Source organism: Bacillus sp. V3B, from assembly GCF_024494465.1.
In the GTDB taxonomy this organism is placed as follows: domain Bacteria; phylum Bacillota; class Bacilli; order Bacillales; family Cytobacillaceae; genus Bacillus_BD.
In genome coordinates this window covers 102,433-128,887 of sequence record NZ_JAETXM010000008.1, presented here as the reverse complement: position 1 = coordinate 128,887, position 26,455 = coordinate 102,433, and the positions used below count along the sequence as shown (strand labels likewise).

Sequence of the window (26,455 nt, the reverse complement as noted above, 5' to 3'; positions counted from 1 at the left end):
ATTTTAATTTTAATCTAGTTTAATTGAATAATCGTTTTGGTGGCTTACGTAAACACTAAATGTGAGTGCAGAAGAGACCAACGTTGATGCTTTAATCCATCACCGTTGGTCTCTTTTTTTATGGAAATTGATTATTCTTACAATTTAATAGGTTAAGTTTTTAAGGAGGTTTTTATCGTGAATCGATGGTTAGTAGTTTTGGGTGCAGTTCTCATTCAATTGAATTTAGGGGCTGTGTATGCATGGAGTTTATTTAATCAGCCACTTATTGATAAATTTGGCTGGGCTAGGGAAGATGTTGTCGTTACGTTTTCGATTACGATTGCAGTCATGGCGTTTACAACGATTTTCGCAGGAAGGCTTCAGGATCAAATTGGACCTAGATGGGTAGCGACGATCGGCGGATTGTTACTCGGAATTGGGTTAATGTTAGCAAGTCAAGCGACGACGTTATTTCAACTTTATTTCTTTTACGGTATCATCGGTGGAATTGGAATAGGAATGACGTATGTTTGCCCACTTTCGGCATGTGTGAAGTGGTTCCCTGATAAAAGAGGATTTATTAGTGGAGTAGCAGTAGCTGGGTTTGGGTTAGGGGGACTCGTATACAAGCCGGTTATTAGCTATTTGATTGAACTTTCAGGAGTATCGTCCACCTTTTTATATTTAGGTGTTATTTATTTGTTACTAGTTGTTGCAGGTGCACAATTATTGAAAAATCCACCGACAGAAGAGCCATTGTCTACAAATCAGGCAAGTACTTTTGTTGATACAAGCAGTGAGTTTACACCGAAACAAATGCTAAGCACACATCAATTTTATTTATTGTGGTTTATGTTTTTATTTGGTAGCGTGTCTGGACTGCTGGTCATTAGTTTCGCAGTGGATATCGGTGTGGATTTAGTTAACTTAACTCTTGAACAAGCTGGAAATGCGGTTATGGTCATTGCGTTATTTAATGCAGCTGGACGAATTGTTTTAGGGAATTTATCAGATCGTTTCGGGCGAAAGAATACGCTGATGGTGATCTACGGTTTAACAGCCATAATCATGTTTTATATGAGTACAGGTATGATGAACTATCCGATATTTTTAATCGCTACTTCGTTAATAGGCTTTTGCTTTGGCGGATTTTTAGCGGTATTTCCTTCAATGACAGCAGATTACTACGGAACTAAAAATATGGGAAGCAACTATGGTTTTATGTATCAAGCATACGGTTTATCTGCTTTTGTCGGTCCGCTTGTCGTGAAAGTTCTTCCTTTCACTCAATCCTTTTTGTTAGCTGGTCTTATCTGTCTATTAGCAATAGTTATGGCCAAGTTTGTAAAAGTGCCAAAGAAAGCCCCTATAAAAAGACTACAGGAAAGAGAAGCTTAATTGAATCACAGTTAGAAAAAACAGGTGACAGGCACCATCCATTATTTGGATGGTGCCTGTCACCTGTTTTTGGTCACTGTGAATTTTTCGCTAGATATAAAAGCCAATTTTTTTCTTGATGAAATCGGCTTTTATATTCTGGTTTTTAATGAAGTGGTTTAGAAATTTGACTTAAAGCTTCTCCTGCTTCGTTGGCATAAATATTGACCGTTGCAAGATCACCAATAGCACAAATACCAATCATTTCTTCATTTTGTATAACAGGAATACGGCGTATTTGTTGGTCAGCCATCATTCGAGCGCATTCATGAACATCTGTATCAGGTGAACAAGTGATTACATCTGTTGTCATAAAATCACCACAATGAACGCTATTGCCATCTTTACCATCTGCAACACAATTTAATACGATATCACGATCGGTAATCATACCGACCACTTTTTTGCCCTCACAAACTGGTACAGAACCACAATTGATATCACGCATAATTTTTGCTGCAGCCGTTACAGAATCATGTGGTGTACATACCTTCACATCTTTTGTCATAACTTCAGAGACTGTTGTCATATTTGTCATCCCCTTTTCTCAATTGTTTGTACTTTGTTATTTTTCTCCTACTGCTTTCCAATTATTCTTAATTTCAAAATTAGATAAGAAAACCTGACAAGTTTATTGCAAAATTATTTAGAAAGTTTGATAATGGATCGTGCCTGTCACCTGTTTTTGCCAGAAGAGCTTTTATGGATATTGTGAGAACAAAGTTAGACAATATTGAAAGTGAACATATTTTAATTGTATGGAGACAATTACGATGGATAAAGGTACAGTTATTCGTACGATTGTTTTAGCCATTGCTTTAATTAATCAATTTTTGACAGCATTTCGTTTAACAATGATACCTAGGATAACTAAAGAACAAATTCTAGTACTCTCCACTGTGTTACTATCGTAACTGTGATTATTGTATGGTTTAAAAACAACTATAGTACACTATGGAAAAGTTCTGCGATAGTATGTGTACGATTTAGTGCACTCAATTTTTAAAATGTTAACTTGATATAAAGAAATAAAAGAATAATAATCGTTATTCATTACGAGATTTTATAGTAATCTTTATACCATTTGATAAACCTTTTGATTCCCTCTTCAATAGATACTGTTGGTTTATAATTAATATCTTTTATTAAATCATCAATAGCCGCAAATGTTTCTGGAACTTCCCCGGGATGGAGTGGTAGTAATTGCTTAACAGCTTTCTGCCCCAGTTGGTCTTCCAAAAGTTTGATCATGTCATTCAATTGGACAGGCTGATGGTTTCCAATATTATAGATTTTATATGGAGGTAATGATGGGTCTTTTGGAGGCCCTTTTTTTATTAAACGAAAGATAGATTCTATTATATCATCGATATAGGTAAAATCTCTTTTCATATTTCCATAGTTATAAATTTCAATCGGTTTCTGTTTTATAATCGCATTGCTAAAGGAGAAAATCGCCATATCAGGCCTTCCCCAAGGTCCGTAAACAGTAAAAAATCGTAATCCAGTTGTAGGCAACTTATATAATTGGCTATAGGTATAGGCCATTAACTCATTGGACTTTTTAGTAGCTGCATATAAGTTGATAGGGGTATCTGTACGGTCACTAATCGAAAACGGAATTTTCTCGTTCCCGCCATAAACAGAACTTGATGATGCATAAATAAGATGAGAGATTTGATGTTTTTGACAGCAGTCTAATATATTAAAAAAGCCAACAAGATTGGATTGGATATATGCGTGGGGATCGATAAAACTGTATCTTACACCTGCTTGAGCTGCTAAATGTAACACCGCATCCAGATCATATTGATCAAAAATACTTTCGAGTAATTCGAGATTTTCAATTGATCCTTTAATAAATTTAAAATGTGGATACTTTGTTAATATATTTAATCGGTCATGTTTTAAATCGGTATCATAGTAGTTATTTATATTATCTATTCCTAGAACTGAAAATCCCTCATCTAATAATCGCTTTGACAGGTGAAAGCCTATGAAGCCTGCACATCCAGTGATAAAGATTTGATTTGAAGTTCTCTTCATACTTCTCCTCCTTTCAAAACTCTAGCTTTAATAAGATCGTCTAATATACTATGTTTCAATAATGGAATGTGTACAAGTCATTCATCTAAATTTGAAATTCCTTTACAAAAATTAACAATCTAATTAACCTGTCCAAACAGATCACTGAATGAAAGCATAAAGTGATTAAGAGCAAAATCCTAAGACGTGTTGAATCTTCTATAACCTTTATCCCATCTTAATGGGCGGTAAGGTCCCTACTTCAAGACTTAGAGAAAATTGATTAAGGATAGGTAGGGGATTAACTCCCCAAATCTAGTCGCTCCTGGGCAGGTCGCCTCACTTTTTAATGTAAAGATCCGATAAGTGCGACAAGGTCTTTTCTTTGGGCTTCAGCCCTTAGAAAACTCAATGGGGCTCTTCACGATAACCATCAGTAGGGATAAGGAAAAAGACCACTAATAGAAGATGGAAGTCTTTTTTATAGTGAGATGACGCACACTTACTTACGGTAGTATGATTGTCAGTTGACGATTCATTGCTCTAAAAAGGAATTTCTTATTATTTTAAGGAGGGGTATTATGGAAGAGTTATTAATCGTTCCGTGGGAAGTCGATGAATCTGTTCATGAATTTTTTGTACCTGATTATATTAGTCAAATGGCAAATGAGGTTCTTGAATATTACGACTTTTCTGTACAGAGTATTGAAGTGGTTACAACAAAGCCAGACAAAGGGGGAGCTATTTGGAAACTTGAAACGAGTTCAGGTCCAAAAAGTTTAAAGTTATTACACCGAAGACCAACTAGAAGTTTGTTTAGCCTAGGAGCTCAGGAATATTTGGTTGAAGTGACGAAAGCTAAAGTACCACCCATTATAAAAACAAAGAGTGGAAATAATTACATTGAGGCTGGTGGCAAGTTGTGGTTTGTTGCTGAGTGGATTGAACCATTGGTCCCTGTAGCAAAAGATTTAGAAGGAGCTAAGCAACTTTGCTACGCTCTGGGGGAATTTCACCGCTTAAGCAAAGGCTATATTCCTCCAAAGGGTGCTGAAATTGCTTCTAGATTATATAAATGGCCGAAAACTTATGAAAAAACGCTCACTAAAATGGATTGGTTTCGAAACATCGCCAAAGCCTATGAAGAAATGTCCGCAAGCTCACATTTATTAAATGTTATCGATGAATTTGAAGAGCAGGCAAAAAGAAGTTTAGAAAGATTAAAGGAATCAAGCTATTTCGATTTAGTACAAAAAGGAAATGAATATTGGGGATTAGTTCATCAAGATTATGGCTGGTCAAATGGACAAAAGGGTGAAGATGGAATGTGGATCATTGATCTTGATGGTGTTGCCTATGACCTTCCGATTCGAGATCTAAGAAAACTAATTACAGGGACAATGGCTGATTTATATAGATGGGATACAACTTGGGTAAGAGAAATGATTAAGGCCTATCATGAAGCAAATCCAATCTCACCAGAATTATATGACATCTTACTAATTGATTTCTCTCTTCCAAATGAATTTTACAAAAATATTAAAGAAGTAGTATATGAACCAGAATTATTTCTTAATGATCAAACCCTCGCTATGATTCAAACCATTGTCGATACAGACCAGTCTAAGTGGCCTGTATTAGAAGAAATTAAAGATGACTGGAAAGGAGTAGAACAACTATGAAAATATTAATGATTTGTACAGAAAAACTGCCTGTTCCTCCAGTACTTGGCGGGGCCATTCAAACTTATATTTCCGGTATCCTTCCTTATGTAGGGAATAAGCATGATATTACCGTTTTAGGAGTGAATGATCCGTCACTTCCTGACACAGAAACAATTGATGGAGTTCACTATGCACGTATACCTGGAAAAGTTTTTGAAATTTACCGAGAAGAAGTAGTTCGTTACCTCCAATCTAATCATTTTGATTTGATTCACATTTTTAATCGTCCTCGTCTTGTTCTTTCTGTTAGAAAGGCTGCACCTCAATCAAAGATTAACCTTAGTATGCATAATGATATGTTTATGCCAGAGAAAATTGAGGCTGAAGAGGCAAGAGCAGTGATAGAGGAAGTGACAAATATTGTAACAATAAGCGAGTATGTAGGGAATGTTATAAAAGATTTATATCCACAAGCGGCTTCCAAACTTCGCGCCATTTATTCTGGTGTAGACTCGGAGCGATTCTTACCCGGAAGCGATCCGAAAATGCAAAAAATCCGTAATGAAATTAAAAAAACACATGGTTTAGAAAATAAAACAGTTCTATTATTTGCCGGAAGAGTATCCCGTAATAAAGGCGTGGACCGGCTTGTACGAGCATTGCCAGGGCTTTCAAGAAAATTTAAAGATTTGGCTTTAGTTATTGTTGGAGGTAAATGGTTTAGCCAAGATGATATAACGGATTACATCGCATATGTACGCGCATTGGCAAAAAAATCACCGATTCCGGTTGTCACAACAGGGTTTGTCTCACCTGATGAAATACAAAACTGGTTTGCAGCAGCTGATTTATTTGTTTGTACTTCACTATGGCAGGAACCGGTGGCACGGGTACATTATGAAGCAATGGCAGCAGGTTTGCCAATCGTGACAACGGCAAGGGGAGGAAATCCGGAAGTGATTCTTTTAGGGGAGAACGGTCTTATAGTAGAAAATCCAGAGGATCCGACTGGTTTTGAGGAAAAGATAACGGAAATTTTGTCAAACAAGGCATTAATGAATAAAATGAGGAAGAAAGGAAGGGAACAGGCTGTTTCGATATATAAATGGGAAAGAGTAGCTTCTGAGGTACTTGAAGTTTGGGAGCAATCTATACAAACTTCTATCCAAATGGTTCCTCAAGAAGAGGTCGGTGAGATCGTTGAACAATTTGATAGGGATGAACCACTAAATAAACTTGAGAGTGGGACCGAAAATAAATTAGAGAATGAAACAAAGGATGATAAGGAAGAAGAGATTGAAGAATAAATTAGAAAATAAGTTCGGTATATGACAATTACACTTATGGAACTTATAAAATAAAGAATTCTATCTAGCGTCTTTTGAGCCGGTCTTGGCCATGCCAGCAAGGTAGTACTAGCTGATATAGAGGATATTACTGATGCTTTTCAAGAAAGATTCCATTAAAAACAAAAGTTATATGGTTTCTTTCTTGAAAAGCTGATAATAAATTCAAATGTTCATCGAGTTGGTGAAGGACTTCAATCATGGTAAATGCCTCCTCTCTTTTCTATCATAATTATACCATGAAAGTATTTATAGGAAGCTTCACCAAAAATATCTGTAAGATCATGTTTATAGCATAGTAATTTCATCTATGCTATTCCTTGTTCTAAAAGCTATGAAAATGAAAAGAATCTCTAGAGCAAAAAGAGGGATAATTTAGGTTAGTATGAAAATTATAGTATCAATAATGTATTTAATATGTTAAATTATAAAAAAATACGAAAAATTGCTAGGGGAGCCTTATGGCTGAGACAAGGTAAATAATACCTTGACCCTTTGAACCTGATCTGGTTAGTACCAGCGAAGGGAAGTGATGTTGTTTAGCGTTTTAATCTAATGGATTAATTGTCAAATAGCAGTATCACTTTCGTGGTGCTGTTTTTTTATGCAATTAAATAACTGTAATGAGGAAGTGTATCAAAGGATAAAGAATTTCAAGAATAATTACCAAAACGGTTAGTGAGGAGGAAGAACATGGAAAAGATAAGATTTGGTCTTGAATGGTTTTTAAATCCAAACCATCTTCCATTTTTAATTGGAATCGAAAAGGGGTGGTTTGCAGAGGTTGATTTAGATGTTGAAATGATAGAACCAGAAGAACACTTTGATGCGATCGATGAAATTCATAATGGAAATATGGATCTGGCTGTTACAGAACCACTACATCTAGTACAAGATAAGTTGAAAAAAATGGATGTCATTGGATTTACTAGATTTCTAGAATCTGATAGTGGCGTCATGTTTCTAAAAAATAATGGCATTACAAGACCCAAAGATATGATTGGGAAAAGATTAACCTATCCAAGTGCTCCTGGGCCAACAGGGTTAGCCTTTATTAAATCTCTGATTGAAGCAGATGGGGGACAATGTGATGTTCACGATTTAATTCCAGTGAACAAAGGATTTTACCATACTGATGCTTTAATCAATGATGAAGCAGATTTAGCTTTTTCTGTACAAAAACATCATGAAGTCATCGAAGCACAGGTACGTGGGTATGAACCAGGATTCTTTTCATTAAAAGAATGGGGGATCCCAGCTGGAGGGAATTTAATTTTAATTACTTCATCTGATGTTTTAAGTAGACGACATCAAGTGATTAGTAGATTCTTAGAGGTTTTGACAAGAAGCAATGCATTCATTCTAAACCATCCAGATGAAGCAAAAAAGATTTACTACCAATTCACGAAAAGCAATCCAGAGGATAAAGTAGAAGCTGCCATTATGGATGCGACATTAAATTCCTTTACAAAAGATTTCTCAATGTCAGTAGATTATTTTGACCATTTACAAAAATGGCTTAAGAATGTGAAGCTTACCGATTCATTAGTAGATCCCGATGAATATTGGACAAACGAATTACTATTCGAAAAAGATAGAGGAGGAATTCATAATGGAAATTAAAGATCAAGTTGTATTAGTTACTGGAGCAAGTAGAGGATTAGGGGCAGAAATTGCGAAAGCGTTTGGACGTGAAGGTGCACGTGTCATCGTAAACTATCATCAAAGTGAACAGAAGGCAAAAGAGGTTGTACAGAGTATTGGTGATCGTACGATTGCGATTCAAGCGAATGTTACTGACAAAGAGCAGGTTCAAGACATGTTCGCTCAAGCAGAAAACCATTTTGGCCACCCGGTTACAACGGTCATTAACAACGCCCTTGTCAATTTTAAATTTGATGCGGTGAATAAGAAAAACGCACAGACAATAGAGTGGGAAGATTATCAAACACAATTAGAGGGAAGTGTGAAAGCGGCTTTACATACAACACAGGCTGCCGTCGAAGGAATGTCTGGATTGAAATTTGGAAGAATCATCAACATTGGAACCAATTTAGTTCAAAATCCAGTTGTCCCTTATCATGACTATAATACAAGTAAGGCAGCATTAATCGGTTTTACAAGAACTATGGCACGTGAGCTTGGAGAAAAAGGGATTACGGTTAATATGGTTTCGGGAGGATTGTTGCAAATGACAGATGCCAGTGCATCAACTCCTAGTGAAGTATTTGAGCTGATTAAGGAAAGTACACCGTTAAAACGCGTCACAACTCCTGCAGAATTAGCGGATGCAACATTGTTGTTTGCGTCACCTTGGAGTCGTGCAACGACAGGACAGAACTTAGTTGTTGATGGTGGATTGGTAATGAATTAAAGAATGGGCTTATTGTCTTTATCTTTTAACATGTAAATTTCAGAAAGAGTCAAATTTTGGGGTCATTGTACAAAGATTTAAAACCTATACGAATGAGGAGAAGGGTGAAAATAGATTATGGGGAAGAAAGCATTAACGATAAAAGAAGTCATACTAACTATCATTATTGCGATTATATTTGGTGTCGTTTATAAGATATGGGGAACCGTTTTTATAGCAACCAGTGCGGTTGTTCCTTTTTTAGGACAAATTGTTTATCCGATGTGGTTTATTGCAGGCATCATTGCTGCTTATATTATTAGAAAACCAGGAGTTGCCTTTCTTGCAGAATTTGTAGCTGCTTCAGGAGAGCTTTTAGTGGGAAGTCAATTTGGATTGCCTGTCTTGTTGAGTGGATTGTTACAAGGCATAGGGGCTGAACTTGTGTTTATGATTTTCAGGTACAAGAGATGGGATCTATCTGTTATATTGTTAGCTTCTTTAGCTTCTTGCGCAGGTAGTCTTATTGGGGACTATGCCATTCGTGGCTTTGGTGCAAAAACTGTTTTTATTCAAGTGACAACGATCATTTCCCGGGCTATTGGTTCAATTATCGTTTGCGGAATATTGGGTAAATGGATTTCCGATAAATTGGTGAAAACAGGTTCATTAAACAGTTATGAAATTGTTCATTCAGAACAAAAAGCACGGTGGGATCAATAATCATGGAATCATCCTACCTTGGGTGCAGTGGTTTACATGTTCAGTTTTATGATCGAACTGAGCCGACCCTTACCAATATTAATTTATCAGTTAGAAAAGGAGAAAAAGTGCTATTTCTGGGGCCTAGCGGATCCGGAAAAAGCACTTTCATTCACGTTCTTTCTGGATTAATTCCAGATGCGATTTTAGCGAGGATGAAGGGGAAGGTATGGGGACCTAAACAAAGAGGTGTCTTATTCCAAGATCCAGAGAGCCAATTTTGTATGTTAACTGTCGATGAGGAAATTGCGTTTAGTTTAGAAAATAGGGAAATTCCAGCAAATCAAATGCCAGAAATCATACAAAAAGTAAAAGAACAGGTTGGTCTTGGTCATTTGAAGGGGGACACTCCTATAAACTCCCTTTCAGGGGGAATGAATCAACGGTTGGCGCTAGCAACGATTTTAGCATTGGAACCAGAAGTATTATTTTTAGATGAACCAACTGCTCAGCTTGATCCTATGGGCACAAAAGAAGTAATTGATGTTCTTAAACAGCTTGATCGAAATCAAACGGTCCTATTGGTCGAGCATAAACTTGAAGGGATTTTAGATTGGATTGATCGCGTGGTTCTTTTTAATGACCAAGGAGAAGTGATTGCTGATGGAAACCCGCATACCATATACAAGGAATACGAATCGCTGATTAAACAGTATGGAATATGGAAACCGCGCTTATGGCCGTTAACATGGGATGCGTTGTTAAAAAAAGAGTGTTCGGACGTTACTCATTCGTGGAAAAAAATAAATTTACCAAAGCCATCAAGTTCAGAGCCGTTAATTACGGTTTCGAATGGAACTCTTTGTTTGAAAAATAACATGGTTTGGTCAAACGTAAATGTTGAAATCACCAAAGGCGATTGGGTGGCGATTATGGGACCAAATGGTGCGGGTAAGAGTTCTTTTTTGAAAACGATTATGGGACTCTACACGTTGCAAGAAGGTAGTATTACCTATCATTTTTTCAAAAAGCCACAGAGAAAGACGATAAAGCCAGAAATGTTGTCTAATCATATTGGATTTGTGTTTCAAAACCCTGAGCATCAATTCGTTACGGATTCTGTAGAAGATGAAATTTCATTTGTCGGTCAAGTTGAAAAGTGGTCTGAAAAGGAAACGTTGGAGCGGGTTGAGCAGTTGATTCAGGAATTTCGTTTATCTGACTTACGGACCGCAAATCCATATACGTTATCGATGGGTCAAAAGCGTCGCTTAAGTGTTGCTAGTATGCTGTTGAAAAAACATGAATTATTGCTGATGGATGAGCCAACTTTTGGTCAGGATGCGAAAATGACGGATGAGTTAGCGAAGCGTATGAGAGCTCTTAATGAAATGGAGACAACGATCGTGATGACGACACATGATGTGGAGTTTGCTTATCAATATGCCACTAAGCTGATTGTACTGACTGAAGGCGGACTTTTATTTGCAGGTTTACCTGAAGAATTCTTTTCTAATTCTTCATTTATGAAACGTGCTAAATTACATGCACCTCTTTACATGGAGTATGTAAAACGGAAAAGGGCTTTGGAGAAAGGTGTGACGTTGTCTTGAAAACGGTTGGATATAGTCCGTTTTTATCTCGGGTAAATCCGTCAGTTAAACTAGTCTTTCATTTAATCATGATGGTCCTCATATCTGTCATTAGTGATCCTCTGACGTCCTTCTTGTGCATGCTGATCCCAGCAATGATTACGTTTATCTTTATTAGAATCCCGATTAAACAGATGGTGATGTATGTGATTCTGCCGTTTTTCATTCTTTTTCTATTAAGTTTTTGGGGGATTTTTGCGTTTGCCAAGGGAGAGACGGTTTGGTTTTCATGGGGCTGGTTTCATATTACTGAGGAAGGTCTTTTTAATGGATTAACGATTGGGTTTCGTACACTAAGTTATTTGTTTTATGGCCTTATTTTTGTCTTAACAACGGATGTAACCGAATTTATTTTAAGTTTAATGCATCAATTGAAAATGAAGCCGAAATGGGCTTACTCAATATTAGCGGGAGTCCGTTTTATTCCTATATTTAAAGCGGAGTTCGAACAAATTCGTGCAGCACATCGTATAAGAAGAGTTCACCGTGTAGGAGGGTTAGTTGGTAAAATGAGGTCAATGATACGGTTTACGATTCCGCTTCTCTCACAAGGAATTCGTAAATCTGAACGTGTAGCGATAGCGCTTGAAGCACGTAATTTTGATGGATCTTGGAATCGTACTTTTTATCGTAAAATGGGTTTGGGTCGAGTAGATGTATGCTATATTTCAATATTAACCCTAATGCAAATGATTATCATTTTCCTATCATCATATTTTGGATTTATACAGTGGGGTTTGCTGACTTAACATTAATAGGTGCCAGGCACCATCCATTATTTGGATGGTGCCTGGCACCTATTTTTTATTATCGAAAATAGATGAATCAAATATTGGAAATCTTAGTTTTAGTTTACGTTTTAGGTATAAAATTCCTTTAAAAAAACAACTCTAAAAAAAACAGGATTTTGACTGGAGAAAAAACTAAGATGAATAGGATGATACGAAAGCTATTCAAAACGAATAGGACGGAAAAAAAACAAAGTATAGAAACATCTATTCAAAAACAGGATCTTCTATCTAATAATTTACTAGAAAATGAAAACAAGCTTCGCTCTATTTATAAAAATGGTTCGGATGTGATCTTTCGCTCCTTTTTCATAGGTGGAAAAGAAAAGGCTCTTTTGATTTATATTGATGGTCTGTCAAACATGGAAGAAATAGATGAAAATGTTCTTTCCCCGCTTATGCAGATAACAGATGAGAAATTTGATCATGTTAACGATTTAATCGAAAAAAAAATATCTGTTTCCGACGTCAAAGAAATCCGTGCATTTTCTGAATGCACAAACGAAATTTCCTTAGGAAATCCAGTGATTGTAGTAGACAAGAGGAAAACTGGTTTTGCATTAGGGCTTTCAAAATGGGAGATGCGATCTGTTGAGGAACCATCAGCAGAGATGGTTGTCAAAGGGCCACGTGAAGGATTTGTTGAAACAATCAGGATCAATACCTCGTTACTGCGCAGAAAAATTAGAAGCCCTGATTTAAAAATGGAATCAATGGAAATTGGCCGGTACACGAAAACAAATGTTGTGATTTCTTATTTGGAGGGAGTCGCAGACAAGACATTAATTGAAGAAGTGAAAAATCGACTAAGTCGAATTGACATTGATGGAATCGTAGAAAGCGGAATGGTTGAAGAATTTATAGAAGATAACCCGTATTCGCCTTTTCCACAGGTTTTATCGACAGAACGTCCTGATATCGTTACCTCGGCTCTGCTTGAAGGCCGTGTAGCGCTACTCGTTGACGGAACTCCTTTTTCAATCATTGTACCTACTACTCTTTATTCTCTCCTACAAGCGAGTGAGGATTATTATGGACGATTCTTAATTGGAACGGCGATTCGCTGGCTTCGTTATCTTTTCCTAGTGATTTCTTTACTTTTGCCTTCCTTGTATGTGGCCGTGATCACTTACCACCATGAAATGGTTCCTACGACTCTTTTGATTAGTATGGCGGCATCCCGAGAGCAAGTTCCATTTCCTGCTCTCATTGAAGCTTTAATCATGGAAATCACCTTTGAAGCGCTTCGTGAAGCGGGACTAAGACTTCCAAAACAAGTCGGAGCGGCAGTAAGCATTGTCGGGGCTCTCGTCATAGGGGAAGCTGCTGTTTCTGCAGGAATTGTTTCTGCACCAATGGTGATGGTGGTGGCGATTACAGGAATTGCTTCGTTTACAATTCCACGCTATTCAGCATCTATTGCGATTCGTATGCTTCGCTTTCCGATGATTCTTTTGGCTGGAATACTTGGACTACTAGGTATCATGCTTGGGGTTATTACACTCATCATCCATTTATGTACCCTTCGTTCTTTTGGGGTACCCTTTCTTAGCCCAATGGCTCCTATGCAGGTAGATGAATGGAAGGATGTCTTGATTCGGGCTCCATGGTGGAAGATGGATACAAGGCCCCACTTTACAGGGGAGTATAAGAAATATCGACAAGCCCCTGGACAGAAGCCTGGTCCGACTAGAGAGGATAACAACTAAAGATTCCTGTCTTTCATGGATAAAGAAGTGAAACAAGGTGATGGAAAAAGGGTACGTTCCTTGCAGATGTTGACCATGATTCATCCGATCATTCGGTCAGCAGTTATACTCGGGCCATTACAGGAAAGTAGGGAAACGGGTGAATAAAAAGATGATAACAAAAGTTAAAATAGCCATTAGCTTTTTTATTTGTTTATCTACATTATTCCTTACAGGCTGCTGGGATCGTGTAGAAATCAATGACATAGGGCTTGTTATGGCAACTGGGCTTGATCTAACTGATGATGGAGAATTGGAGCTTTCCGTACAGATGGCGATTCCAAAAGCGATGGGGGTAGGTCAGGGATCTAGTGGTGGTCAAGGGGGAGGGGAACAGCCGACGACCGTCGAAAAAGTAACAGGCAGAACGGTTTTCGATGCCATGTCCAAGCTTCAAGCAAGTGTTTCCCGCCGTATTTTTTGGGGACATAATCGGGTGATCATTATTGGGGAGAAATTAGCCGAAGACGGAATGCAGAGACATATTGATTTTTTCGCCCGTCACCCAGGACCACGACTTAGAGCGTATGTATTTGTTAGTAAAGGTAAAGCCACTGATGTTTTGAAGGTGGTTCCTGATTTTGATAATAGTTCAGCTGAAGTCGCTAGAGAAATAGCCAATTTTCAGATTGGAATGAGTATGACGTTAAAAGAGTTACTAGAAATGTTAAGCGGGGAAAGTGGGGCAGCGGTACTTCCTTGGATTGAAGTAGAAAAGGAAGAACAAGGAAAGGGCGGTTTAAAAGTGAATGGAACGGCTGTGTTTAAGAAGGATAAAATGATTGGTCGAATTGATGAAGAAGTCACAAGAGGGATCTTATGGTTAAGAGATGAAATTCAATTGGCTGCTGTCGTCATAGAACCAGAAGAGGCTGAAGGTCAGATTTCATTTAACCTTCTTCGCTCTCGTACGGAGTTGATTCCGAAAATTGAGAATGATCGCTGGAAAATGATCATTAAAGTGACGACGGAGGACGATATTGTTGAAAACGAAACAAAACTAAATGTTATGAATCCTAAAATTGTGAACACGCTTCAAAAACAAATGGAAAAAAGGATTGAAGCGCGAATATGCCTGGCGCTTGAAAAAGTGCAAAAAAAGATGAACGTTGATATTGTTGGTTTTGCTGATACTTTTCACCGTGTATTTCCAGATCAATGGTCAGAGGTAAAAGGTCAATGGGATGAGAAGTTTTCAGAAATAGATGTTGAAATCCAAGCGAAAGCGTATATAAGAAGACCAGGAATGTCCACTGTACCGCAAGGAATAACAGAAGAAGAGGTAAAAGAGTAATGGATGTAGCCTCTATATTTGGGATTACATTTGTTGCTATTCTCATGACACTCTATGAATGGCCAAAAATGAATAAGAATCAGAAAAAGGAAAAATGGGCTTTTCTAACATTAACAATAGCAGGATGGCTGCTGGCCGTCCTTCTTATTTTCTTTCCCAATATGCCGGGACCTACTCACTTAATTAAGATTATTCTTAAGCCTCTAGGCCAATTTCTTGAATAGTAATTTCAAAAGGGAGAAGACAACGATATGATCGAAAAAGGGAAAATCTCGTCCCTACAAATGGGAATTATGTTTTATCCGACCATTATTGCTAGTGCGCTTCTTTCTGTTCCGAGTGGTACAGCGAAACATGCCAAAAATGATTTATGGCTTTCCCCCATTATGGCTTCGGTCATAGGATTTCTAGCCGTTTACATGGCCTATCGGTTGCATAAGTTTTTTCCTAAACAAACCTTGATCGAATATAGTGAACATATTCTCGGTAAAGTATTGGGGAAAGCGCTCGGATTCCTATTCATCTTTAACTTGCTTTTTACAAATGGGTTTACGATAAGGCAATACACTGAGCTTTCGATAGGAGCCTTTCTGCCCAATACTCCGATGATCGTCGTTACTTCTGGGTTGGTTCTAGTTTGTGGTTTTGCTGTTCGAGGAGGGCTGGAAGTTGTAGGGAGAGCTGCGCAGATGTTCTTTCCTATTTATTTGGTTTCTCTAATCGTCATCATTATCCTTCTTATACCTGAATTCAATTTTAAGCACCTTTTGCCGATCATGGAAAATGGTCTTATGCCCCCTATAAAAGGATCAGCTATACCTCTGTCCATGTTTACTCTTTTCTTTTTCATCGCCTATCTTCTTCCATACGTCACAGATGAAGAAAAAGGAAGGAAATGGAGTCTGATCTCTGTAGGTGCTGTGATGCTGACTCTAGTTATTACAAATATCACCATTCTTTTTGTGTTTGGAGGAACGACAAGCAATTATGTTTATCCAGTCTTGAGTGCTGCAAGATATATTAGTATTGCTGATTTCTTGGAACATCTTGAGTCTATTGTGATCGCAATCTGGGTATCAGGGACATTTATTAAACTAAGCGTGCAGTACTATATTACTGTACTGGCAACTGCTCAAGTATTAGGACTTTCTGATACCCGATCTATCGTTTTTCCGATAGGAGTTTTTAATGTATTGTTCAGTTTTTGGGGGATAGAGAATTTTTCCGAATTATCAAGTGTTATAGGGACCGTTTTGCCCTTTTATGCATTTGGGTTTAATATAGCTATTCCCTTTTTGCTTCTGCTGATTGTCGTTATACGAAAAAAGGTAATGGCCTGAGGATAATAAAAAATAGGTGCCTGGCACCTATTTTTGTGTAATATTTTTATACTCTTGTTCATTAATGATACCTAGTTTTTTAAACAGAATGGAATAGCCTAAAACTTTAAGCCTTGTCCGACGAGTACAATTCATCCGTACCATCTCCTTTTCTATAGTCTATGCACTCATGACAAAATGTTGCATTAGAGAAACATATTTGTTCTAATCTAATAAAAGGGTACGAATATGAATTTATTCATTGCAATTTATTTCAAAATAAAAAGTGTTCTGTTACAATTTAATGGTTAAAAAAGGATTGGGAGGTCTTGATATGACACTGGATGGAAAAACGGCGATTATTACAGGAGCTAGTAGTGGTATAGGGGAAGCGACAGCATTTGCTTTAGCGAATGCAGGTGCAAATGTTGCGTTAGCAGCACGGCGTACAGAACGTCTCGAAGCACTGAAAGAGAAAATTGAAAAGGAAACGAAGGCAAAGGCGATCGTAGTCAAGACAGATGTAACGGACAAGGTTGAAGTAGAAATGCTGGCGAAAAAAACGAAGGAAGCATTTGGATCGATCGATATTCTAGTCAATAATGCAGGCGTTATGCTGCTTTCGTATTTAAAAAACGATCTTGTTGATGAATGGACAAAGATGGTGGACGTGAATATCAAAGGCGTCCTTCATGCTTTTCATGCAGTTCTACCAACGATGCTTGAACAAGATACCGGACATATCATTAATATTTCTTCTGTATCAGGACAGGAAGTGTCTCGCACTAGCACGGTGTATTCCGCAACAAAATTTGCTGTTCGCGCTTTATCAATGGGGATGGAAAAAGAGTTTTCCAATACAGGATTACGTGTAACCAATATCTCACCAGGCGCAGTAGAGACGGAACTCAGAGACTATATTACAGACGAAGAGGTACGTGCTAATTTGAAGAGTAAACAAGATAAAACTCTTTTAAAATCAGAGGATATTGCGAATGCAATTGTATATGCAGTTACACAACCAGCGTATGTGAACGTAAACGAAATTACGGTTCGACCGAAACTGTAAAAATAGGTGCCAGGTACCATCCAGATAGTGGATGGTACCTGGCACCTATTACTTTTTTTCAAACTTCTTATTTGTATAATGAAAGGTCAATTGATATGATTAATTCATGCATATATCAATATGAGTTAAGTGGTTAATCAGAGAGATTTACCGCTCAACTATAAAAAATATAGACTATAGAAGGGGAATATTGAATATGGCAATTCAACTTAGCAAAGGTCAACGTATTGATTTAACAAAAAATGATCCTACTCTACAAAAAATGGTAATCGGCTTAGGCTGGGATGTTAAACAATTTGATGGTGGACAAGATTATGACATTGATGCTTCAGCATTTATTTTAAATGCAAATGGTAAATGCCGAAGTGAACTGGATTTTATTTTTTATAATAACCTTCAAAGTGCGGATGGATCTGTTATTCATACAGGGGATAATAGAACTGGAGAAGGCGATGGCGACGATGAACAAATCAAGATTGACCTTTCAAAAATCCCACAGGATGTGCAGAGAATAGCCATTACGGTAACGATTCATGATGCAGATGCTCGTCACCAAAACTTTGGTCAAATCTCAAACGCATTTGTGCGACTAGTCAATGAAGATACAGGTGTCGAAGTATTACATTACGACCTTGGCGAAGATTTCAGTATCGAAACAGCTGTTATTTTCTGTGAAATTTACAAACACGGAAATGATTGGAAGTTTAATGCTGTTGGGTCAGGCTATCAAGGAGGTTTACAATCACTTGTTCATGCTTATGGGCTTGACGCATAATTTTATAACTTGATAATCTTTGAACATCAAGTTTGAGAGGTTTTTTCCTCTCAAACTATTATAGGCAAGACGACGGAGGAATATATTTTGGAAATTATCGAACAAATTTTAAGCACCTATGCTATGTTTTTTGATTGGCAAATGTGGGGAGAAGTATTAACAGACCCTGTAGCTTGGGGACTAATCGGTTCGTTGATTCTCATTGAAGGTTTGTTATCTGCAGATAATGCCCTTGTTTTAGCAGTATTGGTCAAACACCTCCCAGAGAAACAAAGAAAGAAAGCCCTGATGTACGGGATGTTCGGTGCTTACTTTTTCCGTTTTCTATTTATCGGGATTGGTGTCTATCTGATTAAATTCTGGTTTATTAAAGTCTTAGGTGCTGCTTATCTAGCTTGGATTGTAATCAACCACTTCCGTAAAAAGGGTGGAGATGAAGATGAAGCAAAAGAGTTCAAAAAAGATTCTTGGTTAGTTCGCATATTTGGTACTTTTTGGGCAACTGTAGTATCAGTTGAAATGATGGACATTGCGTTCTCAGTCGATTCGATCCTTGCTGCATTTGCTATTTCTGACCAAGTATGGGTGCTTTTGGTTGGGGGTATGTTAGGGATCTTAATGATGCGTACGATTGCAGGTGTTTTCTTAGTTCTCATTGAAAAAGTTCCTGAACTTGAGAATACAGCCTTTATCTTAATTGGTATTATCTCTGCAAAAATGTTCGCAAGTGTATTCGGATTCCACTTATCGCATTATGCATTCTTCGCAATCATCATTCTTGCCTTTATCATTACCTTTATCATTCACTTTACGAATAAGAAAAAATCAGCAGAGACGGAAATGGCTGCTACTAAAGAATAATGTTTGGTGGGCTACTGTACAAGCAGTAGCCTTTATTTAATGGGAATGGAAGGAGAAACCGATGAAACATTTTAACTATGAAACAAAAGAAAGAATAAAAATCATCTTCTATAAAGAACCGGAATCTTTTTCCAAATATACAAATAGAGAGGTTCTTTCTTATGCCTTAGGTGCAACTCTCTATATGCCTGCAACAAGAGAAAATATTGCAAAGGATGTAATTGAGAAAAAGTTGAAAGACCTGACGTCAATGGTCATTGACTTGGAGGATGCTGTCGGTGACAATCAACTACAAGAGGCCGAAAATCAGTTATTGAAACATCTTGAAGCCATTTACTATGCGCTTGAAGAACAAAAAATAACCATAGAAGATTTACCGCTTATTTTCATCCGGGTTAGAGAACCAGAGCACTTGAGAAAATTAACCGTAAAGCTTGGCTATTTCCAACAAGTTTTAACAGGATATGTCTTCCCGAAATTCTCGTATAATAATGGAAAAGAGTTTTTAGAAATCCTTGAAGAGAATAACAGGGATAATCTCGTGCTTTACGGCATGCCAATTTTAGAATCTTCCGATATTTTATACAAAGAGTCAAGAATGAAAACATTGTTAGACATTAAAAACCTTTTAGATCCTTATAAAAAGTATATTCTTAATGTTCGTGTAGGTGCTACTGACTTCTGTGGATTATTTGGCATTAGAAGGCAAGTAGACACAACGATTTATGATGTATCTGTTATTAGAGATTGTTTAACAGACGTTATTAACGTATTTAATAGACAAGAAGAGGGGTATGTCATTTCAGGTCCGGTTTGGGAGTTCTTTTCAAAAGATCAACGTATCTTAAAACCTAAACTGCGTATGAGTCCTTTCAAGAGTTATGGAAGAACAGGTATGCAAAAACGAACTGAACTAATGAATGAATATATGGATGGTTTAATTAATGAAGTGATATTAGATAAATTAAACGGAATTATCGGGAAAACGATTATTCATCCAACACATATTAAACCCGTTCATTCTTTATATACCGTCACCCATGAAGAATATACGGATGCTTTGAGTATTATTTCAAATAGTGAAGGTCAAATAGGTGTATTAAAAAGTACATATGAGAACAAGATGAACGAGGTAAAACCGCATTATTATTGGGCTAAACGAATTTTACTGCGAGCCAACACGTTTGGTGTTTATAATGAAGATCAAGATTACACAAGTTTGATTATGGAGAATCAAGAAGAAAAAGAGCTATATGAGGTGAAATCATGAAAAGAGTGACTGTTCTACAGAAAGAAACGTATAACGTCTTAGATGATTTAAGAGTGGAAGTAGAAGTATTAAATAATCCTTATCACTTTCAATTGGATCAGCTATTTCAAATGGCTACACGTATCAATAAAAAAAGAAGCTTCCTGTTTGTTAGCAAGGTATTAGGAAAACATCTTGCTGTAAATCCTGCAATCCCTTTACTTGTAGGAAGTTTATTATCTTTACGGTATATGGAAATGGTTTATGGATTAAAAGATCCACGTGCACAAAAAATAGCAGAAGCGATTCAAACAAATACAGATATCGCTATAGAAGGTGCATGGGCTTCCATGAAAAATTCACCTATTTCACTTCCAAGACCCACAACGTTCATCGGTTTTGCAGAGACGGCTACAGCGTTAGGTCATTCCGTATTTAGTACATTCGCCAATCATGCAAAATACATCCATACAACAAGAGAACAAATCGATGAGCTTACATCAGTCATTACTTTTGAAGAAGAGCATTCTCATGCTACTAGTCATAGAGTTTATGCGATGGACTCTCATTTTTTTAACGATGATAACGAAGTGGTACTAGTGGATGATGAAATAACCACTGGAAAAACAGCCTTAAATATTATTCGAACCATAAAAGCCAACTACCCACTTAAAAAGGTCTTTACGGTTGTTTCCATTCTAGATTGGAGAACACAGGAGCATCGAGAAGAATACCGCCAATTAGAGAGAGAATTAGAGGTCAAAATTCATGCCATTTCTTTAATAGACGGAGTTGTATCTGTTACCGGAGAACCGGTATTAGAGGAAAAAGAGATGGAATCAACCCTTGCAGAACATCAAGAAATAACCTATATCCCTATACACCATTTTATGAACTCAACGATGTTGCATAAGGTTACTTCTACTACTGCAAATGGAACTGAGAATCAATCACCTTATTTACAAACAACGGGTCGATTTGGACTGTCGATCGAAAGTGAAGAAGAATTTTCCCATCAATCTCGTGTGATCGCCAACTATTTAAAAGAGTATCGAAAAGGGGGGGAAACATTAGTCATTGGAACGGGAGAGTTTATGTATGTTCCGATGCGAGTGGCTTCAGAGATGGGTCCCGATATTTATTTCCAATCGACAACTCGTAGTCCAATCTATCAAACCGATCGAGAATCCTATACGATACAACAAAAATTTGAGTTTGATAGCCCTGAGAACAGTGGTGTGATCAACCATTTATACAACATTGAATCTAACCAATATGATGAGATTTTCATTTTTGTTGAAAGAATGTCAGCTTTACATCATTCACATTCATTAATAGCTGAATTAAGGAAAACAAAGATTCCATATATTCATATAGTAACCATGACAGAAACCATTGAGTAGAAAAGGATACCAGCATGAATATCGGAGGGAGAAACATGCTTAAAACGAATGTAAAGCCAGATAAGATGGGAAGTTATAAAGAAGAAGACGTTACTTTTTTATTACAAGACATTAGCAACTATGTATCGGAAACAAAGACAGAAGAGAAAGAAAGTCTGATCCAATCCGGAGTACATTATTCTGAGATGCTTCCTGTAGAATATCAACCAACAGAAAAATATATCTCTTTGTTTCATCAAACATTAGAACTGTATGCTAAACGTATTGCTATTGCTGTTGGCGTAGTGGCAGAACAAATTAAAGAAAAAAAGGGACTTGAAAAGGTAGTGCTTGTTAGCCTAGCACGAGCGGGCATACCTATTGGAATATTAATTAAAAGATACTTATCTTTTAAATATAGAGTAGAAGTTCCCCATTATTCGATCTCTATTATACGCGGCAGGGGCATTGATGAAACCGCGATTCATTATATTTTTGAAAATCATCCTCAAGCAAAGGTTCAATTTATTGACGGTTGGACAGGTAAGGGCGCCATCACTTACGAGTTAGAGGAGGCGTGTAGGAAATACAATCATTCTCACGAAAACAAAATAGATTCTAGTCTAGCTGTATTAGCAGACCCAGGCTATTGTGTGCGTATTTTCGGAACGAGAGATGACTTTTTGATTCCATCCGCATGTTTAAATTCAACCGTATCTGGACTGGTAAGCCGAACAGTATTAAACTATGATTTTATGAAAAAAGGCGATTTTCATGGAGCCAAATATTATAAAGAATTAGCAGGTGTGGATGTGTCCAATCTTTATGTAGATAGAGTGGAAAGGGAATTTGAAAAAGTGCAACAAGAAGTAGCCGAAAAATTAGTAGAACTTGAAAAAGAAGATAAAGCACCCTCGTGGAAGGGGCTAAAATCGGTTGAACGAATTCAAGAAAAGTTTGATATTCACAACCAAAATTTTGTAAAACCGGGTGTTGGTGAAACAACACGAGTTTTACTTCGTCGTATACCGTGGAAAATCCTTGTTAATCCAAATTCTTCTCATGATTTAACACATATCTTCATGCTTGCGAAAGAACAAAATGTGCCTATTGAAGAATTTACAGATATGTCTTATTCATGTTGTGGAATTATTAAAAAGTTATAGAAAAGGGGTGTTTTTTTGATCTTATTTACTTCGGATTTAGATCGTACTTTAATATATTCAGATAAAATGATGAAAGCATATCCTCTAAATGGGGAAGTAACACCGGTTGAATCTAAGGGTGATCAGGTTATTACCTTTATGTCTCAACGTTCAATGGATCTTTTACAACGATTTAATGAAGAACATCTCTTTGTACCAGTGACAACAAGGGCTTTGTACCAGTATGAAAGAATCTATGGAATGACAAATATGATCAAACCGAAGTATGCGATTACGAGTAATGGTGGAACGATTTTAATAGATGGACAACCAGATAGGGAATGGAGTCAATTAATCCGTCAACGATTATCAGCAAATTCATCACCTAATGAAGATATGTTAAGAACATTTGCGAAAATCCGTCATTATTCGTGGGTAGAAGGAGAATTTTATGTGGATGATTTATTCTATATGTTTCGTGTGAATAAAGAACATATACCATATGCAGAACTAGCTGTATTCGAAAAAGAATTAGTTGAAATAGGATGGAGAATGTTCCTTCATGGGAGAAAGTTATATGTTCTTCCTTATCATTTAAATAAAGTATTTGCTGTAGAACATTTACAAAGTTATGTCGATTACGATATTCATGTAGCTGCAGGAGATTCGATTTTGGATTATGATATGCTTATTGGAGCCAATATAGGATATAGTCCGATTCATGGTGAATTATTTGAAGTACAGGGTGATGACTCAAAAGTAAAATGGATTCATCATAATGGTGCTGCTTCAACAGAAGAACTCATGATGAAGCTTTTAGAATTAAATCCCACTGTATTTAAGTGATTCAATCGTCATTAGAAAGAGAATTTGCTTATCAGGGATGGATGATGAAGCATGTTAGATGAAATGTATATGTGAAAGAACAGTGTGAATTCAAAGCATGGTAGAATTTGCGCTGTTCTTTCACATATATGAAAAACGCATTATAGAAGAATGTAGAGGATTTAAAAAATCTTATGCAGAGATGAAAATAGATAAGAATCGACTGTGTATGAGGCCCGTAGTTGGAGGGGAAGTTAGTGGTTTTTCTATCATTGATGATGCCCATGATATAATTAAGCTCTTATTTAATACGGCTTTTATGAAAAAAGTCCTTTGAAACTTCATATATGGCTACTTTAATTTGTCTACAGTAATGGTTTGTAACTCGACTAGAATGAACAGTAAATACAAGTAAATGACTTCGGAGATACACAAGATATTTTTCATTAAATTATTCATCGGCTTTTTCATAAATAATCATCCCTTTCCCAAAGATATATTTAAAATATACTATTGGACCTTAAAAAAATCACATACTTTGTAACATTTTCTTACATGGTTTTCCCTAAGATAGATGCCAGGAACCATCCAGATAATGGATGGTTTTTGTATACAGAGTAGGAATTGAACTAGTGTTTGCAAATATACTATCTTTTCTATTATACTTTCGGCATACACGATGAAACTTTGGGTTGCTATACAAAAGTAAAAACAGACGGTTGGTACCTGGAGTGTGAAATCAACTTCAGGTATTTTTATTATTTATAACGGTTATCACTAGACGACTTGAAATCAGTAGACTGAGCACCAGTGGGTATTCTTTTTTAAGGATAGATAAGGAGAAATATAATGCTACAGAACAAATCGACGATTCGCGCATTTCGATATATATTTTTTCTATATATATCAATGATTATTTGCTTTTCGTTTTTATACATTATGCCATTTTCACAGACTGGCCAATTATCTTATATTGATTCTTTGTTTGTATCAACGAGTGGTCTAAGTGTTACAGGCTTGTCTACTATTGATATAACGAAGGAATTAACAAGAGTAGGTCAAACATTATTAATTATCGAAATGCAACTTGGTGGTATTGGAATCCTAGTGATCATCAGTTATTTATTTTTAGTAATGGGTAAGAAAATCACCATGTCCAATATGTTGTTGATCTCGAAAGACCAAAATCAAAGTAATTTAAAAACGATTAAATCTTTAAGTTTTTCCGTGTTGATTATTACGTTAATGATCGAAACAATTTGTTTTCTCTTCATTTATAGTGATATCAATACACAATATAGTAATGCAGCAGAAGCCATATTTGTTTCCGTGTTTCATTCTGTTGCCAGTTTTACAAATGCAGGATTTTCGCTGATCGACTTAGAAATTTTTGAAAAGAATAATCTGTTTTTATTTGCAACAACCGCTGCTATTTTTTTAGGTAGTATTGGATTTCCAACGATTATGGAATACATCTTTTCTTTTAAAAAGAAAAAAAGTTTGTTTGCGAAAATAAACATTCGCATGCATCTTGTCTTATTAATCATTGGCTCTGGTTTATATATTTTATTAGAATATAATAAGGCGTTTAGCCATTTGGATTTTGCGGACAAGATCACAAACTCTATTTTTTTATCTGCATCAACAAGAAGTGGAGGACTTGCTACATTTGATATTTCCTCGTTGACGATCACAACCTTGTTAATTTTAATGTGCTTAATGTTTATTGGTGGTGCTTCATCCAGTACGGGTGGGGGAATACGGTTAACGACTTTTCGAGTGATTATTGCTAAAGTAGTAGCTGTTGTAAGGACACACGAACAAGTTGTCATTGAAAAGAGGGCTATAACAGAAGAGGCTGTTAATAAATCATTTTTTATCTTTTTTAGCTTTGTGTCCTTAACCGTTGTGTCAACAACTGTTTTGACATTATTTGAATCAGAGAATGTAGTACATATAGCATTTGAAGTATTGTCTGCTTTAACAAACACCGGATTATCAATGGGAATGACAAATGAACTAACCAATATTTCGAAAATCATTTTAATGTTTTTAATGGTTGTGGGTAGAATTGGTATTTTTACACTCATCTATTTTGTGTTTAGAGCAGAAAGTTCAAAGATTAAATATTTAGAAGAGGATATAGCAGTTGGATAAGGTGAGGAGAGATAAAATGAATCAATATTTGGTAATTGGGGCTGGAAGGTTTGGTCAAGGATTGATTAAAGAACTATATCATAAAAAAAAAGAGGTTGTGGTCTGCGATTTAAATAAAAAAAAGTTAGATGAAATTGATCAATACACTACCTATTGTTTTGTTGGAGATTTTAGAGATAATGATGTATTGGATCAATTAAGAATCGATGAGTTTGATGCGGTTTTTATTGCCATTGGAACCAATGCTTATTCCGCTATACTCGTAACAAAGAAAATAAAAGACAGAAAGGCAAAGCGAATAATTGCTAAAGCGATTACGCAAGAAGTAGGAGAAATCCTTTATAGTTTGGGTGCAGATCTAGTCGTTTACCCAGAAGAAGAGGCCGGTAAAAAAATTGCAAGACAAGAATTAATGACGGGTGCTATCGAATACTTAGAGATTACTGAAAATGTTTCTGTGATTGAAATCGAAGTTCCAGAGCAACTTTTTGGAAAAACATTAATGGAATTAGATTTTGCCAGGAAATTCGGTCTTACGGTTTCTCTTCTATTGAGAAATGGAGAACCGTTACAAACGCATTTGGCTGAAACACCATTCGAAAAGGGAGATTATGTTCTCATTGTTGGTAATAACAAAAAGATAGATAAGTTCAAGAAAAAATTTTCTTAATCCGAGGTGCTA

At 36.6% G+C, this 26,455-nt stretch carries 25 protein-coding genes and 1 riboswitch; of the genes, 23 read left to right on the top strand and 2 right to left on the bottom strand.

Annotated elements, in window-relative coordinates:
- Positions 1–177: 177 nt before the first annotated feature.
- Complete coding sequence (locus JMM81_RS11565) at positions 178–1,380, top strand: L-lactate MFS transporter (protein ID WP_256241729.1); 1,203 nt, start codon at positions 178–180, stop codon at positions 1,378–1,380.
- A 145-nt stretch (positions 1,381–1,525) separates the two neighbouring features.
- Here the strand turns inward: JMM81_RS11565 and JMM81_RS11560 are convergent, their stop codons facing one another.
- A complete protein-coding gene (locus tag JMM81_RS11560) occupies positions 1,526–1,948 on the bottom strand; it encodes a CBS domain-containing protein (RefSeq protein ID WP_256241728.1) in 423 nt (140 codons plus the stop codon).
- A gap of 244 nt (positions 1,949–2,192) precedes the next feature.
- Here JMM81_RS11560 and JMM81_RS23060 point away from each other — a divergent pair, with 244 nt between their 5' ends.
- Positions 2,193–2,333, top strand: a complete 141-nt coding sequence (locus JMM81_RS23060; RefSeq protein ID WP_375162375.1) for a phage holin — start codon at positions 2,193–2,195, stop codon at positions 2,331–2,333.
- Positions 2,334–2,472: 139 nt separating this feature from the next.
- On the opposite strand, the gene JMM81_RS11550 is transcribed toward JMM81_RS23060, so the two are convergent.
- A complete protein-coding gene (locus tag JMM81_RS11550; RefSeq protein WP_256241727.1) occupies positions 2,473–3,465 on the bottom strand; it encodes an NAD-dependent epimerase in 993 nt (330 codons plus the stop codon).
- Between the two features lie 560 nt (positions 3,466–4,025).
- Between JMM81_RS11550 and JMM81_RS11545 the strand changes: the two genes are divergently transcribed.
- The 21 genes from JMM81_RS11545 (at position 4,026) to JMM81_RS11445 (ending at position 26,443) form a co-directional block, all read left to right on the top strand.
- Entirely contained in the window at positions 4,026–5,126 is a 1,101-nt protein-coding gene (locus JMM81_RS11545) for a CotS family spore coat protein (protein ID WP_256241726.1), read from the top strand.
- The gene (locus JMM81_RS11540) at positions 5,123–6,415 is read left to right on the top strand and encodes a glycosyltransferase family 4 protein (RefSeq protein ID WP_256241725.1); all 1,293 of its coding nucleotides are present in this window, start codon (positions 5,123–5,125) and stop codon (positions 6,413–6,415) included. The genes JMM81_RS11545 and JMM81_RS11540 overlap by 4 nt, the downstream gene beginning before the upstream one ends.
- 479 nt (positions 6,416–6,894) lie before the next feature.
- A riboswitch (TPP riboswitch) is annotated at positions 6,895–6,999 on the top strand.
- A 148-nt stretch (positions 7,000–7,147) separates the two neighbouring features.
- Entirely contained in the window at positions 7,148–8,077 is a 930-nt protein-coding gene (locus JMM81_RS11535; protein ID WP_256241724.1) for an ABC transporter substrate-binding protein, read from the top strand.
- The gene (locus JMM81_RS11530) at positions 8,067–8,828 is read left to right on the top strand and encodes a 3-oxoacyl-ACP reductase (protein ID WP_256241723.1); all 762 of its coding nucleotides are present in this window, start codon (positions 8,067–8,069) and stop codon (positions 8,826–8,828) included. Before JMM81_RS11535 ends, JMM81_RS11530 begins: the two co-directional genes overlap by 11 nt.
- A gap of 117 nt (positions 8,829–8,945) precedes the next feature.
- A complete protein-coding gene (locus JMM81_RS11525; protein ID WP_256241722.1) occupies positions 8,946–9,530 on the top strand; it encodes an ECF transporter S component in 585 nt (194 codons plus the stop codon).
- A 2-nt stretch (positions 9,531–9,532) separates the two neighbouring features.
- Positions 9,533–11,122, top strand: coding sequence for an ABC transporter ATP-binding protein (locus JMM81_RS11520; protein ID WP_256241721.1), 1,590 nt, complete (start codon positions 9,533–9,535; stop codon positions 11,120–11,122).
- Positions 11,119–11,910: an energy-coupling factor transporter transmembrane component T family protein gene (locus tag JMM81_RS11515; protein WP_256241720.1), complete on the top strand. Its 792-nt coding sequence runs from the start codon at positions 11,119–11,121 to the stop codon at positions 11,908–11,910. Before JMM81_RS11520 ends, JMM81_RS11515 begins: the two co-directional genes overlap by 4 nt.
- 179 nt (positions 11,911–12,089) lie before the next feature.
- Positions 12,090–13,658 carry a spore germination protein gene (locus JMM81_RS11510; RefSeq protein WP_256241719.1) on the top strand — a complete coding sequence of 523 codons (1,569 nt, stop codon included), beginning with the start codon at positions 12,090–12,092 and terminating at the stop codon, positions 13,656–13,658.
- 15 nt (positions 13,659–13,673) lie between these two features.
- Positions 13,674–13,805, top strand: coding sequence for a hypothetical protein (locus JMM81_RS11505; protein ID WP_256241718.1), 132 nt, complete (start codon positions 13,674–13,676; stop codon positions 13,803–13,805).
- A gap of 4 nt (positions 13,806–13,809) precedes the next feature.
- Positions 13,810–14,991 (top strand): Ger(x)C family spore germination protein, encoded by a 1,182-nt coding sequence (locus JMM81_RS11500; protein WP_256241717.1) that lies wholly within the window; start codon positions 13,810–13,812, stop codon positions 14,989–14,991.
- Positions 14,991–15,215 carry a hypothetical protein gene (locus tag JMM81_RS11495; RefSeq protein WP_256241716.1) on the top strand — a complete coding sequence of 75 codons (225 nt, stop codon included), beginning with the start codon at positions 14,991–14,993 and terminating at the stop codon, positions 15,213–15,215. Before JMM81_RS11500 ends, JMM81_RS11495 begins: the two co-directional genes overlap by 1 nt.
- Before the next feature lie 27 nt (positions 15,216–15,242).
- Entirely contained in the window at positions 15,243–16,331 is a 1,089-nt protein-coding gene (locus tag JMM81_RS11490) for a GerAB/ArcD/ProY family transporter (protein WP_256241715.1), read from the top strand.
- A 313-nt stretch (positions 16,332–16,644) separates the two neighbouring features.
- Positions 16,645–17,379, top strand: a complete 735-nt coding sequence (locus JMM81_RS11485) for an SDR family oxidoreductase (RefSeq protein ID WP_256241714.1) — start codon at positions 16,645–16,647, stop codon at positions 17,377–17,379.
- A 196-nt stretch (positions 17,380–17,575) separates the two neighbouring features.
- Positions 17,576–18,154 (top strand): TerD family protein, encoded by a 579-nt coding sequence (locus JMM81_RS11480; protein ID WP_256241713.1) that lies wholly within the window; start codon positions 17,576–17,578, stop codon positions 18,152–18,154.
- 87 nt (positions 18,155–18,241) lie between these two features.
- Complete coding sequence (locus JMM81_RS11475; protein WP_256241712.1) at positions 18,242–19,015, top strand: TerC family protein; 774 nt, start codon at positions 18,242–18,244, stop codon at positions 19,013–19,015.
- A gap of 61 nt (positions 19,016–19,076) precedes the next feature.
- Positions 19,077–20,285, top strand: coding sequence for an HpcH/HpaI aldolase/citrate lyase family protein (locus tag JMM81_RS11470; protein WP_256241711.1), 1,209 nt, complete (start codon positions 19,077–19,079; stop codon positions 20,283–20,285).
- Positions 20,282–21,667: a phosphoribosyltransferase family protein gene (locus JMM81_RS11465; RefSeq protein ID WP_256241710.1), complete on the top strand. Its 1,386-nt coding sequence runs from the start codon at positions 20,282–20,284 to the stop codon at positions 21,665–21,667. Before JMM81_RS11470 ends, JMM81_RS11465 begins: the two co-directional genes overlap by 4 nt.
- Before the next feature lie 35 nt (positions 21,668–21,702).
- Positions 21,703–22,812 carry a cysteine protease StiP family protein gene (locus JMM81_RS11460; RefSeq protein WP_256241709.1) on the top strand — a complete coding sequence of 370 codons (1,110 nt, stop codon included), beginning with the start codon at positions 21,703–21,705 and terminating at the stop codon, positions 22,810–22,812.
- Between the two features lie 15 nt (positions 22,813–22,827).
- A complete protein-coding gene (locus JMM81_RS11455; protein ID WP_256241708.1) occupies positions 22,828–23,637 on the top strand; it encodes an HAD family hydrolase in 810 nt (269 codons plus the stop codon).
- Positions 23,638–24,465: 828 nt separating this feature from the next.
- A complete protein-coding gene (locus JMM81_RS11450) occupies positions 24,466–25,773 on the top strand; it encodes a TrkH family potassium uptake protein (RefSeq protein ID WP_256241707.1) in 1,308 nt (435 codons plus the stop codon).
- 16 nt (positions 25,774–25,789) lie between these two features.
- On the top strand, positions 25,790–26,443 hold the full coding sequence (locus JMM81_RS11445) for a potassium channel family protein (RefSeq protein WP_256241706.1): 654 nt from the start codon (positions 25,790–25,792) through the stop codon (positions 26,441–26,443).
- Positions 26,444–26,455: the final 12 nt, after the last annotated feature.